This window comes from Chryseobacterium sp. c4a, assembly GCF_009900745.1.
Classification (GTDB): Bacteria; Bacteroidota; Bacteroidia; order Flavobacteriales; family Weeksellaceae; genus Chryseobacterium.
Window position 1 is genome coordinate 19,052 of sequence record NZ_WXVU01000015.1, and the last position, 13,471, is coordinate 32,522.

Annotated in this window: 13 protein-coding genes; 3 read left to right on the top strand and 10 right to left on the bottom strand. The window is 34.2% G+C overall.

Features of this window, described 5'->3' with window-relative positions:
- Nucleotides 1–19: 19 nt before the first annotated feature.
- On the bottom strand, nt 20–1,723 hold the full coding sequence (locus GTR01_RS17855) for a glycoside hydrolase family 3 protein (RefSeq protein WP_160139125.1): 1,704 nt from the start codon (nt 1,721–1,723) through the stop codon (nt 20–22).
- Between the two features lie 116 nt (nt 1,724–1,839).
- Here GTR01_RS17855 and GTR01_RS17860 point away from each other — a divergent pair, with 116 nt between their 5' ends.
- Nucleotides 1,840–2,373 (top strand): hypothetical protein, encoded by a 534-nt coding sequence (locus GTR01_RS17860; RefSeq protein WP_160139126.1) that lies wholly within the window; start codon nt 1,840–1,842, stop codon nt 2,371–2,373.
- An 84-nt stretch (nt 2,374–2,457) separates the two neighbouring features.
- Here GTR01_RS17860 and GTR01_RS17865 read toward each other — a convergent pair whose 3' ends face one another.
- From GTR01_RS17865 to GTR01_RS17905, 9 genes are all read right to left on the bottom strand, one after another.
- Nucleotides 2,458–3,420, bottom strand: coding sequence for a hypothetical protein (locus GTR01_RS17865; RefSeq protein WP_160139127.1), 963 nt, complete (start codon nt 3,418–3,420; stop codon nt 2,458–2,460).
- A gap of 144 nt (nt 3,421–3,564) precedes the next feature.
- Complete coding sequence (gene ribA, locus GTR01_RS17870) at nt 3,565–4,161, bottom strand: GTP cyclohydrolase II (protein ID WP_160139128.1); 597 nt, start codon at nt 4,159–4,161, stop codon at nt 3,565–3,567.
- A gap of 18 nt (nt 4,162–4,179) precedes the next feature.
- Complete coding sequence (locus GTR01_RS17875) at nt 4,180–4,638, bottom strand: hypothetical protein (protein ID WP_160139129.1); 459 nt, start codon at nt 4,636–4,638, stop codon at nt 4,180–4,182.
- Nucleotides 4,635–5,249 (bottom strand): DUF4254 domain-containing protein, encoded by a 615-nt coding sequence (locus GTR01_RS17880; protein WP_160139130.1) that lies wholly within the window; start codon nt 5,247–5,249, stop codon nt 4,635–4,637. The genes GTR01_RS17875 and GTR01_RS17880 overlap by 4 nt, the downstream gene beginning before the upstream one ends.
- A gap of 15 nt (nt 5,250–5,264) precedes the next feature.
- A complete protein-coding gene (locus tag GTR01_RS17885; RefSeq protein WP_160139131.1) occupies nt 5,265–5,477 on the bottom strand; it encodes a twin-arginine translocase TatA/TatE family subunit in 213 nt (70 codons plus the stop codon).
- Between the two features lie 31 nt (nt 5,478–5,508).
- The gene (locus GTR01_RS17890) at nt 5,509–7,071 is read right to left on the bottom strand and encodes a peptidoglycan DD-metalloendopeptidase family protein (RefSeq protein ID WP_160139132.1); all 1,563 of its coding nucleotides are present in this window, start codon (nt 7,069–7,071) and stop codon (nt 5,509–5,511) included.
- Nucleotides 7,068–7,913, bottom strand: a complete 846-nt coding sequence (locus GTR01_RS17895; RefSeq protein ID WP_160139133.1) for a DUF4292 domain-containing protein — start codon at nt 7,911–7,913, stop codon at nt 7,068–7,070. Before GTR01_RS17895 ends, GTR01_RS17890 begins: the two co-directional genes overlap by 4 nt.
- A 112-nt stretch (nt 7,914–8,025) precedes the next feature.
- Nucleotides 8,026–9,042, bottom strand: a complete 1,017-nt coding sequence (locus tag GTR01_RS17900) for a sugar phosphate nucleotidyltransferase (protein ID WP_160139134.1) — start codon at nt 9,040–9,042, stop codon at nt 8,026–8,028.
- Nucleotides 9,043–9,191: 149 nt separating this feature from the next.
- The gene (locus GTR01_RS17905; protein WP_160139135.1) at nt 9,192–10,619 is read right to left on the bottom strand and encodes a lipopolysaccharide biosynthesis protein; all 1,428 of its coding nucleotides are present in this window, start codon (nt 10,617–10,619) and stop codon (nt 9,192–9,194) included.
- Nucleotides 10,620–10,823: 204 nt separating this feature from the next.
- Between GTR01_RS17905 and GTR01_RS17910 the strand changes: the two genes are divergently transcribed.
- Nucleotides 10,824–12,158, top strand: a complete 1,335-nt coding sequence (locus GTR01_RS17910) for a dihydroorotase (RefSeq protein ID WP_160139136.1) — start codon at nt 10,824–10,826, stop codon at nt 12,156–12,158.
- A gap of 205 nt (nt 12,159–12,363) precedes the next feature.
- Nucleotides 12,364–13,422, top strand: coding sequence for a hypothetical protein (locus GTR01_RS17915; protein ID WP_160139137.1), 1,059 nt, complete (start codon nt 12,364–12,366; stop codon nt 13,420–13,422).
- The last annotated feature ends 49 nt before the right edge of the window (nt 13,423–13,471 follow it).

Genomic DNA, 13,471 nt, shown 5'->3' on the forward strand with positions numbered 1-13,471 from the left:
GGTTGTTTTTGATGTTGTTTTATTTTGTGTTCATTAGGGCTGCAGGATTCAGATCCATACCCATTCCTGCTTTCAGTTGATCATTGACCAATACAGGCAGTCTTCCCCATATTTTTGATTTTCCATTTAAAGCATCAGCAGTCGCGTTCATAGAATCATCATTGTTCTCATAAGAAACAAGAACTGTTGAAATCTTTGAGAGATCAATATCTTTCAAAGCATATGCACTTCCGAATACATTAAGAATTACGTTTTGATTTCTGGTTAGGTCAGAAAGAACTTTTTTTGATTCTGCTGATATTTTATAAGGTTTGTAAGCTGTAGAATTATCTTTGTGGAAACCAACAATTACTGTAGACCCTGTTGGGATTGTATTGATTTCACTGGCTTTTTTAATGATCACATTAGATCCCATTCTGTTGGCGAATGTCTGGTAAGGGGCTTCTTCCAAAGGAATATAATAAACTTGTTTTCCTGATAAAGGAAGCAGTTTTTTTTCATCCTTTAGTAAGGTTAATGCATTAGAATAAAGATTCTGAACCAAAGTCTTATGAGAATCATTATTCAAATCAGTATTAATGTTTTCCGGATTTTTCGGGCTGTATTGAGTTAACCCAAGAAAATATTTTGTTAATAAAATCTTCTTTACACTTTCCTCTACTCTGGATTGTGGGATTTCTTTATTATCAATGGCCTTTTGGATCAGTTTTTTACCTTCAGAAACTCCTTGAGAGAAAAGCATAATGTCATTTCCTGCTTTAAATGCCATGGCATCCAGTTCTCCCGGTTTGTATTTATTGGCTACAGCTCCCATATTGAGAGCATCAGTGATGATTAATCCTTTATACCCAAGTTTGTCTTTCAACAATCCTGTGATGATATTTTTAGAAACAGAAGCAGGAATTCCTTTTCCTGATTCTAAGCTTGGAACATATAAATGAGCGACCATAACACCGCCAATTCCTTTATCCATCAAAGCTTTGAAAGGTGCAAGCTCTATAGAGTTTAATCTTTCCATATTGTGAGAAACCACCGGAAGATCAAGGTGAGAATCCGTATTGGTATCTCCGTGACCAGGAAAATGCTTGATGGCTGCTAAGATATTATTATCCTGAAGCCCGTTAGAATAAGATAGGGCAGAATTAATCACATTATCCACCTCAGATCCGAAACTTCTGTTACCAATAATAGGGTTGTTGGGATTGGTATTGACATCTACTACAGGAGCAAAATCCCAATTGATTCCCATTCTATGACAGTCTTCTGCAATTTTTGCAGACATCTGATAGACCAAATTTTTATCCTGAATGGCTCCCAGTGTCATAGCCCATGGAAATTTGTGAGCCGTAGCAATTCTCTGGAATAATCCCCATTCGGCATCCATCCCGATCATCAATGGTACTTTCGACTTCTGCTGGAATTCATTCACCAGGTTGATTTCCCTTGCGGCATCGTCCTGCATCAGGATTAAACCTCCGATTTTATCATTGGTAACAATATTTCTTACCTGGTTGATATAGTCTTCTCCTTTATTGGTATACAATGCAACAATAAAAAGCTGACCCAATTTTTCATCCTGAGAAAGATTTTTGTAAGTTTTTTCAACCCATTGCTGAGCCTTTTTAACATCTTCCTTTGTGGCATTTTTAGGCTGATATTGGGCATTAATCCTAGGACTGATAAGTGCAGCAATAAAGAGTGAAGTATATAATAATTTCTTCATGACTTTTTGAATAAGAACAAAAATACAATTAAAAAAATTGACGAAAACAAAGTTTTTGAAATTTTTGGTATATGATTTGAATACGCAATATAAATAATAACTAAACATTTATAAAAATGAAAAAAATTCTTCCACTTATACTGCTAGCATTTGTTGGTTTATTCGTTATGAGCTGTAATAACAATGATAATGTTGTTGGAGACGGAGATACAATAAGCTTAATGCAGGATGCTACAGGGACTTTTAGTAGCGGAAATGGATTCTTATTATCGAAAGGTATCAGTATTCAAAGTACAGATGTCGTTCTTGTATATAGAAAAGAAGGCAATATGTGGCAACAAATTCCAAAAACCTATTATCTTGATAATGTTAATGGTTTGCCAACAAACAGAGAGCTAGATTATAACTTTAAGTTTAATACTACTGATGTAAATATTGAGACAAAAGCAAATTTTAATCAAGGAACGCAAATGACATCTGCTGAAACTGCTCAATATTTAACGAATCAAACATTTAGAATTGTACTTGTTCCGGCAAATGCATCAGGTAATAAAGCTAAAAAAGCAAATGTAGACTATAGTGACTATAATGCTGTTGTTAAATATTATAATCTTGATGATTCTCACGTTCCAATGTCAAGAGTAAATTAGTAAATATCTTTTCAGTTTTTTATAATTAAAAAAGCTCCGGGAGTTATCTTCCGGAGCTTTTGATTTATGTAATATTTGGATATATTAAGGACATCTGAATCCTCCATTATTATTACAAGGTGAGGTGGGGGTGACAACATGGGAAGGATCAAATGGCTTTTCTACAATTTTGATTCCGGTAACAAACATATAATAAGCATTTTTTGGTATGAAGGTTGAACTTCTATTTTCTGAACGTCCAGGCAAGAAATAAATTATAAATGCATTTTTAGATTCGGTGGTAGAGAAGTTAAATGTCATTTCTTTTTTTTGGTTGTTTGGTTCTGCTAATATGACGGTTTGAGATTTATAATAGTTCCTCACTACAAAAGGTGAAGGTTGAACAAAAGGTCTTGGCTCACAAGGATCATTACCATTAATAGTAGGGCTGCTGGCTAACTCTATACCAATTGTTGGGAATGCTTCACTTTGTGGTACATCATACTTATTATCATCCCTTCTGTCCTCTCTGTTATTGTTTTTAGTTTTCCATATATAATCAGTAACCCATGCCGTTAATGTTATTTGATAAGTTACATTTGCCTTAAAAGGATGCTCTATAGAAAGCGCATTTGATTGAGAATTATTGGTAAGGGTGGTTTGTCCCCTATTGATAGTTGTTTTAGGAAGGTTCTCAATGTCAATTCTTATACCCTTCCAAAGAAATCCATCAGTTCTAGGCTTTCCATATCCTCTAAATGTATAACCCAAAAAGGAGAGTGGGGTTGGGCCAAATGCGGCTGTTGATTTATGTATATTTTCAACACTATATCCAGCTGTAAATGTACATCCACCGCCATCTGGATTTATAAGAGCTCTATCTATATTTAAATCCATAAGGGTTACCTCACCAAGACTATTGGCTAATAATTTTGAATGGGAATTTAGTGCCGATTGATCCAGATCGGTTGTAAGAGGCAAAGCTTCATCTTGAGAATAAATAAGATCATTTGTACTTGTACAGCCTAATAATAAAATACTAGAGAAAATAATTAGTGTTTTTTTCATGGTATAATTTTGAGGCAAATATAATAATTTGAAAAAATACACTAATATGTGAAATAAATATATATAATTAATAATTTGATCGAATAAGAGAATAAAAAAAGCTCTAAAAATATTTTTTTAGAGCTTTTTATTATTTATGATAGATTATTTATCATTGTCATCGAGTAGATGTCCAAAGAAATCTTTTTTTGTTTGTAAATAGCCTTTACTGATCTCATTGGCCGGTATCTGTAACGGAACCCTTGAATTAAGATGCACATTGCTGTCTACCACATATTTTACCTTTTCAGGGTTATTGGTTAAAAGGTTGATATCTTTTACATCTAGGAGATTAAGGATTTCAATGGCTACTCCAAAGTTTCTGTCATCTGCAGGAAGTCCAAGTTCAAGATTAGCTTGTACCGTATCAAGACCTTTTTCCTGTAATGAGTATGCCTTTAATTTATTGATGATGCCAATATTACGACCTTCCTGACGAAGATAAATAATGATACCTCCATTTTCGTGGATGTATTTCATTGCAGCATCCAATTGCTGGCCGCATTCACATTTTTTTGAATGGAAAACTTCTCCGGTAATACATTCTGAATGGAAACGAACATTCACAGGTTTTGAAAAATCTGTATTTTCTGCGATAATAGCCATATGAGGCATCCAGTCGTTTTCATTTTCGGAGAAAGCGATCATTCGGAAATTGCCGTGCTCTGTAGGAACATTGGCTTCCGCCTGAATTTTAATCATTAATAGTTCAATTAGTTTTTAACTTCCTGGTAAAGCATCTTCAATAACAGAAATATTGGTTTTTAAACGTACCAGATATCTGTTAAGAACTTCATCATCATCTTTTTCAAGGCTTTGTCTTTGCTTTTGAATTTTCTTGTATGATTTCTCGAAGCTTTTCAAAGCTCTGCTTTTCCCTGCAGAATTATTAGCGTCAATAGCATATAAATAATTCTGAAGGCTGTATTTCAAACTGGTGACCTCATCATTTAGCCCGTTGTTTTTGAACTTAGGGAAAGTTGAGATAATATTTGAAATTTCAGAAGCGTTTACATTTTCTTTGACATTGATATTGAAACTCTTTTTGGAGCCTCTATCAGAATCAGAGCCTTTTGTATCGCTATAAAAATTATTTGACAGCGGAGAAAGGTTAAGCTTTTCCGTTGCGCAGGAAGATGTTAATAGTATTAGTACTCCAAAAAAAACTAGTCTTTTCATTTTTGTTGCCCTTTTTGATAAAGGATTGGGTTAAGACTTTCATCATTATACATTTTCATTTGTTTGTATACTTTCATCTTAACATTACCGTTTTCAATATCAGCAAGCAACTGGTCTATAGAAGTGGATAGATCTTCCTTCTGAGTAAGCAGAACATCCAGTTTAGCCTGGCAGTTGTTTCTGTGTTCTTCAGAAGCGGATTCTCTATTAGCTTCTAATGACATATGATAGACCTTTAATGCAAGAATTGATAATCTGTCTACTGCCCAAGCGGGAGTTTCCGTATTTATCTTTGCTTCAGGTTTAGGAGTTATATTTTCAAACTTATTAAGGAACCAGCTGTCAATATATTCTACCAAATCAGTTCTTTTCTGATTGGAAGCGTCTATTGTTCTTTTCAGTTGAAGAGCTTCAGCCGGATCAATATTTTCATCTCTAATTATATCTTCCAGATGCCATTGAACGGTATCAATCCAGTTCTTTGCATACAAAATCCGTTCCAAACTATCTTTTTCGAACGGGTTATCAATTAGAGTGTTAACGTCATCAGACACGTGATAGTCTTCAATAGATTGATTGAAGACCTTCCATGCAGTCTCAGTAAATTTCATTAATTCTAAGGAATTTTAGTTGCTTGTAGAATTATCGTTTGTAGAAGACGATTTATTTTCAGAACCTGGTTTGTCTTCTTCTTTTACCGCATCTTTAAATTCTTTGATTCCTGAACCAACTCCTCTCATTAGTTCTGGAATTTTCTTTCCTCCAAAAAGCAATACCAATAGTATCGCTACGATAAGGATATGTTGCCAAGATAAGGCAAGTATTGTTAGTGTATTCATCTCTTAAAATTTTTGCAAAGTTACACTTTTTTTAATATGAAATCCAACCTAATGGATCAACTGGTGTACTTCCGTTCCATACTTGGAAATCAAGGGTATAAGCACCATCAAAATCCTGAGCCACTGATCCTACAGGTGTTCCAGCAGAAACCTGTTGTCCTTTGGAAACACTCACACTTCCTAAGTTGGAATAAATGGTAAAGTAGCTTCCATGTTTAATGATTACGGTTTTTGTCCCATCATTGTTGGCCAGTACTGAAGATACAGATCCTGGATATACAGATTTTGCACGGGTACCTGATGGTACGGAAATTTTGATACCATTATTTTCTTCTGTAATATTTTTGAAAACAGGGTGTGGCTGTCTTCCAAAACGGTGAGTGATCTGTCCGGCTCTATCAGCAGGATATCCTAATCTTCCTCTGTTGTCTGCAAAACTGCTTCCTGTAGAGGTTGTCACTCCATAGTTTGTCATTGCCTTAGATTCTGCCGCTTTTTTCTCCTCTTCTTTTCTCTTAGTTAAAGCTGCTTCTGCGGCTCTGGCTGCGGCTAATTTATCGGCTGCTGCTTTTGCATTGGCTGCTGCTTCATCAGATGCTTTTTTAGCGGCTACTTTTCTTGCTTCATCTCTTGCGTTAGCTTCTGCTCTTGCTGCTTCTTCATTACGTTTTCTTTCTTCTTCAGCTCTTTTTGCTGCTAATTCTGCTGCTTTTTTAGCTTCAGCTTCAGCAATTCTTCTTTCTCTTTCTAAAGCTTCCGCTCTTGCTTTGGCTTCTGCTTCAATTCTTGCTTTTTCTCTTTCAGCAGCTAGTTTTGCTAAACGTATTTTTTCGGCTTCTGCTTTTCTTCTCGCTTCTTCTTCAGCTTTTGCGATTCTGATTTCTTCAGCAATAATCGCTCTGATCTGTCCTTCAAGAGCTTTAGATTGAACCTGTTTTTGTTTTAGCTCTGCAGTAAGTTTTGACTCGTTCTTTTTAAAATCAGCTACCAATTGTTCTTTTTGAGCTCTTTCCGCATTAATCGTAGCTAAGTCCTTCTGTTGGTTTACCAGAAGGTTTTCTTTTTCTTTTACAGAGTTTTGTCTTTGCGAAATGGTTTTTTTGATCTGATTGGCAGCATCAGTAATTTCAGCAGCTTTTTTATCCTGGTAATCCGAATACTGTTTTAAATATTGTACTCTTCGGATAGCTTCACCCATATTTTTAGCCGAAAGAATGAAGGTTACTTTATTCTGTACCCCTTTGTTTTTGTAAGCATTCACCAAAACTTCAGCATAGTTCTTTCTTAGAACTGCTAATTCCTTATTTTGACGGTTGATTTCAAGCTGTTTCAAATAGATATCATCTTCAATAAATCTCTTTTCTTTTTGAGTGTTATTGTAGACTTTTTCTCTTAATACTAACTTTTGATTAACGCTGGTAAGGTAGGCTATAGAAAGTTTAGATTCGCTTCTTGTTTTAGCTAAATCTGTATTTATTTGTGCAATTTGTTTTTTAAGTTCGGCATTCTGCTTCTGCAGCTGTTCTTTTTTCTGCTGTCCTTGGTGCAGTCCAAACATAAGAACACCTATTAAAAAGCTAAATTTTTTAATCATTTAATCTCAATTTTCTTATAACTGGATGGTACAGAATAAGGTGTTTCCATCCTCGAAAAGTCAAATTTCGTATTTTCCAGTAAAATTTGACTAGATTTTGAGCCTTTTATAATTATTTTAACATTTTGTGGGAGGCGAATTCCATTGAATTCATTCCAGTCGCTGTACGATATTTCCAGCTCGTCAGGAGATAAAACATCTTTTAAGTTGACACTTAATAAGTCGTAATTGGTATCGTATTGTAAGGCAATTTTATATTCTCTTGTTTTTTGATCGGTTACAATTTTCTGGTTTACATTAGAAACCATTTTATATCCTTGTGCATTTTGAGTAAGAGAAAATTGTGAATCACTAATTTTCACAAAAGTTCTTCCCAATAGAATTTTTTCTAGGGCTTTATAATCAATAAAATTAACATTCAAAAGATTATTAAGATAATCGAAATCAGAATCAATATAGGTTTTACTGGTTTTATCCTGTCCTTGTATCCCATCGGGAGTGGCAATACCTCTAGCTACATTAAATAGAAGCGCTCTAAGGTTCATCCAAACTTTCTTGTCGTTTTCAATATAAATAGTAGCATCTAGTGTAGGAATAAAACTTCCTGTTTCTACACGGACTTTACTATCAATCTTGATCTGATCGAATTTTGGTGGAAGCAATACATGTTCGTAAAAAGTAAGCTTGTCTCTTACCGGTTGGTTTACGTCTTTTGGGTTTCTGTTATCTTCTGATGTTTTAATACTATCTTGAGTGGTACCTGTACCATTTTTTACAGCATTACGGGTTTTACAAGATGATAAAGCAAGAAGCAATAAAAGAAGCGGGATCCAATTTTTCATGTATTTATCTTTTTCAATTAAAAAAATACGGTGCAATATTAACGCCAAACCACACAAAACATTTTGTGTGGCTGGGTTTATCTTATTTAAAATAAAGAATTTATAATCTTATTTATTTAGAAAGAAAATCTAAAACGGAATAATCTCCCAAAGAAATTTCTCTTGCTACTCCAACATACTGAGCAGAATTACCAATCATTGAGTTGGAAAGGTTTCCGTGGTTGATTTTTGTGTTTTCCTGAATCAGAGAGTTTTCAATGTTAGAGTTCACAATCGTTGTGTTATTTCCTAATGAAACTCCAGGGCCTACTTTAGAATTGGAAATTTTTACATTTTCGCCAATAAAACATGGAGGAATAATCAATGAGTTTTCAATGACTGCGGAAGCAGGATAATGGCTCATTTCTTCTCTCTCATATTCTAGGATTTTACTGTTGGTTTCTACCGTAGCATTTTTGTTACCACAATCCATCCAGTCATTTACTTTTCCAAGTGTAAACTTAGCTCCTTTAGCTCTAAGATTTTCCAAGGCCATCGTAAGCTGATATTCACCTCCATTTTTAATATCATTATCCATGATATAGTTTATTTCATCCATTAGCTTTTCAGCACTGTTGAAATAGTAGATTCCTATGATAGCAAGGTCTGATACGAAGGTTTGTGGCTTTTCTACGAAATCGGTAATGAAACCATAGTTATCCAGTTTTACAACTCCAAATGCTGATGGATCTTCAACACTTTTTACCCAGATTACCCCATCAGAATTTTTATCCAATTGGAAATCTGCACGGAAAAGAGTATCAGCAAAAGCAATTACAACATCGCCTGTCATTGATTGTTCTGCGCATTTGATAGCATGAGCTGTTCCAAGAGGGTCATTTTGATAATATAGGCTTCCTTTTGCTCCTAGCTTTTCAGCAATCTGAAGAAGTGATTTTTCGATTTCAGAACCAAAATCTCCGATAATAAAAGCGACCTCTTCAATTTCTTCCCCTGCAACTTTAGCAATATCTTCCACCAATCTTTGTACGATAGGTTTACCACCGATAGGAATAAGTGGTTTTGGAACAGTTAGTGTATGTGGACGTAATCTGGAACCACGTCCAGCCATAGGAACTATAATTTTCATAGATGATTTAACGATGTTTTTTGTTAAAAAAAGTAGTGTATTTTTAGCTAAAGATAATAATCAAAACGCTTTTAAAACGTAAGACTTATCATGTTTAGTCACTTTGTTTAGTTTTTAAGTTTAATGGTTATCAAAAGAGAGACCAAAGTTTAATTTTTCCTGATTCTTGATAAAATCATATCTTTTTCAGAATAGATTAAAATTCCAAGGAAAATTAAGAATAATAAATTGCTTGTTAAAATATTATAATCAAGGTATTTTACAATAATAAAACTGAAAACTCCAAGTAATAGTAAGAAGAAAGACATTTTCTTCATTCTATAAGGGATTGGATAGTATTTTTGTCCTAGCAGATAGGAGATGATCATCATGATGATGTACGCTCCGAATGTTGCCCATGCAGAACCAATCATACTGTGGTAATAAGAAAGTGCTAAATAGTTCAAAGCAATATTAATACCGGCTCCAATCCATGAGATTGCAGTTCCAACGCTGGTTCTGTCGGTTACTTTATACCAGGTGGAGAAGTTATAATAGATTCCGAAACAAAGGTTGGCAACTACAATAATCGGAATAATGTCTATGGCAATCCAATAGGATTTATTAGGGATGAAAACATGTTTCAACCAGGAAATATTAGCAATGATTCCCAAGGCAACGGCACATGCGAAAAAAGCGAAGTATTCTGCTACTTTAGCATACGTTTTCTTAGCATCCCCTTTATCCATTTGTTTAAAGAAGAACGGTTCAATTCCCATTCGGTAAGCGGTTACAAATAAGGTCATCAATACCGCTAGTTTATAACAACCTCCATAAGCTCCGGCTTGTTCATCTGAAATATGATTTCTTTGAATTGATTTGTCGAAATTTTCGTTCACCATAAAAGCAAGACCCGCTAGCATCAATGGGAAAGAATATTTAATCATTCTTTTAAATAATGAGGTAACAAATTGGAATCTTACCTTTAGGATTATCGGCAGTAGTAATAAGAAGCCTAAGGCACTTCCTGCCAGATTACTAAAGAAAGGATAATCTACATTTTGGTTTAAACCAAAGCTTTTTGAGATGTTTTCCGGAATCCAAAAGAATAGTGCGGCTGTAAAAACTGCCTGAAATATAGATTGGAAAACTCTTACTGCTGAATATTTGATCGGTTTGTTATGAAAACGCAGCCAGGCAAAAGGAATGACCAATAAATTATCGAAAAATGCAATTAAAGCAAACCACTTAATGTATTGGGGATTATCATGGTAGCCTACATAATCAGCAATAGGCTGATTGAAAAAATAGCATAATGCAAGGAAGAGTGTAGACGTTGAAAATAAAAACCAGAATGAAGTATTAAAGGTCTTCTTCTCATTGTCATCTTCCGCTGAAAATCGAAAATAGGCAGTCTCAAAACCAAATGAAAGGATAATGTTGACAAATGAAATCCACGCATAAAGCTGTGTGAAAATAGCAAAACCTTCATTGGGGATTTTATAAATCAAAAGTGGATTCAGGATAAATAAAATAATTCTTGGAGCGATAGCACCTACTCCATAAATAATTGTTTGCCCTAATAATTTCTTATACAATTCGAAAAATTTTATGCAAATGTAAATATTTAGAAATTGATTTGTTATGGGTGATATTAAAATTCATTCATAAACCTTAATTTTGCTTTTTATAGAAGTTGAAAGCAAGATGTTATAAACCGAGATTGTATTGATGATAAGCTCTAATTGTAACACAAACCTTTTATAACCTCTAATTTCTAATCTAATTTCTAAAAAAGTAAAATGAAGACCTTAATCAAAAATGTAAATATTGTCAACGAAGGGAAGATCGTTGAAAGTGATATTTTAATAGAAAATGATTTAATTTCAAAAATAGCGTCTGGTATTTCTGAAGATGCAGATCAAGTAATTGATGGTTCCGGAAAGTATCTTCTTCCGGGAGTGATTGATGATCAGGTGCATTTCCGTGATCCGGGGCTTACTCATAAGGGAGACATCGAAACAGAATCAAGATCAGCGATTGCTGGTGGGGTGACTAGTTTCATTGATCAGCCCAATACTGTTCCGAATGCTGTTACTCAGGAATTGTTAGCGGATAAATATACAAATGCTTCTCAAAAAGCTTATGCTAACTATGGCTTTATGATGGGCGGAACGAATGATAATCTTGAAGAAGTTTTAAAAACAAATCCTAGAAATGTTCCGGGGATTAAATTATTTCTGGGATCATCTACAGGAAATATGTTGGTAGACAATCCTGAAACCCTGGAGAATATTTTCAGCAATACAAAAATGCTGATTGCTGTTCATTGTGAAGATGAAGCGACGATCAGAGCCAATACCCAAAAGTATGTAGATGAATATGGTGAGGACATTCCGGTGAAGTTTCACCACTTAATCAGAAGTGAAGAAGCTTGTTATAAATCTTCTTCAAAAGCCATTGAACTGGCTCAAAAAACAGGGGCAAGACTTCACGTTTTTCACCTTTCAACGGCTAAGGAAATGGAGCTTTTCAGAAATGATATTCCACTACAAGATAAAAAGATTACAGCTGAAGTATGTGTTCATCACCTTACTTTTACCAATGAGGATTATGAGACAAAAGGAAACTTAATCAAATGGAATCCTGCTGTAAAAACACAAAAGGACAAAGATGCTCTTTGGGAAGCTTTGTTGGATGACAGAATTGATGTTATAGCAACAGACCATGCTCCTCATACTGCAGAAGAAAAGAATAATGTGTATACAAAATGTCCGTCAGGAGCACCATTAGTACAACACTCATTAGTTGTGATGTTGGAAAATTATAAAAATGGAAAAATCTCTTTAGAAAAGATTGTTGAAAAAATGAGCCATAATCCGGCAATCCTTTTCAGAGTGGAAAAAAGAGGGTTTGTAAAGGAGGGTTATAAAGCGGATCTTGTTTTGGTAGATTTAAATGCAGATTGGACGGTATCCAAAGATAACTTACTCTACAAATGCGGCTGGAGTCCACTGGAAGGAATGAACTTCCACTCTAAAGTTACTCACACTTTTGTTAATGGACATTTAGTTTATGATAATGGGAAAATTGCTGAGGAGAAATTTGGGGAGAGATTGCTTTTTGAAGTGAAGTAATTGAAACAGAAAGACAAAATGATAATCAGCTCTGTAAAATATCGGAGATGATGATCATTTAAAAAGCGGGCTTTAGTCCGCTTTTTTTAATTTTAAAAAGAGCCATTGGTTTTAGTCAGCGTTTTTTTTAAGGTTGATGGTTATCATTCTTTTATTATCTGTTAATTTATGTAGCTTTATACCGAAAAAATAATAGCTAATTTCTATGTACAAATTTTTATTAATTCTATTCCTGTCTATTTCGTTACAATTCAATTCACAAGTTAATACGCAGTTATTGTCTAACACATCATGGACACGTGTGAAGACCATTATGCTTGATGGCAGCAGAGATTTATCACCGCAATCATACGGATTTTTGGTATGGAAGATTAAAGGAAATACTATATGTGAACAAATTGATCCTTGGGCGATAGAAAGAACGAAATGTAATGATTTCAAAATTGAAAAAAACTTGATGAAGTTATCAGACAAATCTAACTATGAGATTGAAACACTAACATCAGATTCATTAATAGTGATACAGAAAATAGATGGAGTAGATTTTCCTGACCAAATAAGAAAGATGAAGTTTGTAAAAACTGCTATTCTTGTGAAAAACTTTACCGATAAGGCAACAGGTGATTCCATCGTAATTACTTCCCGAAATATTACGCCAACATTCACCAAAGGGATCGTTACTGAACTGATGGAAATTTACTCGCAAAAAAGATATAAGCACAATTTTAATGTGGATGGAGAAATTATCATTTTTCCCAGAAAACAAGAAATTGCAGTAAAAACAGATAATCAAAAACAGAATACTGACAACCAAAAAAGTATCGATTTATTTAAGGTTACCATACAGAAAAATTATAAGCTATGGGATTTAACAGGTTATGAAAACTTTGAAAAGATCATCGTTCCCTATACTATTAAGAGTGAGATAAAAGATGGCTCCGGTAGTTTAGGTTTTCATAATAAAATTTCTCGTCGAGAAAATACCAGTAATGAGATTATAGTCAATATAAAGGATAGGAGTGTTTCCAGAGAAAACTTTAATAAAGGATTAAAGGCTGCTAACAGCCAAAAGTACGATAATGCAATTTACTTTTTCAATAAAGCTCATGAAGACGACAATACCAATATAGAATCATTATACAATGTCGTCTCAATTTCACTGGCACAGAATAATACAAATGTAGCATGTGTAGCATTAAAAAGATTAAAAGAATTGGAACAGACTCAGGGAACCAAGATGTTTAACGAAAAATGTTCAAAATAATAAATAAAAAAGCGGTATGGTACCGCTTTTTTATTTTCTAAGAATGTCA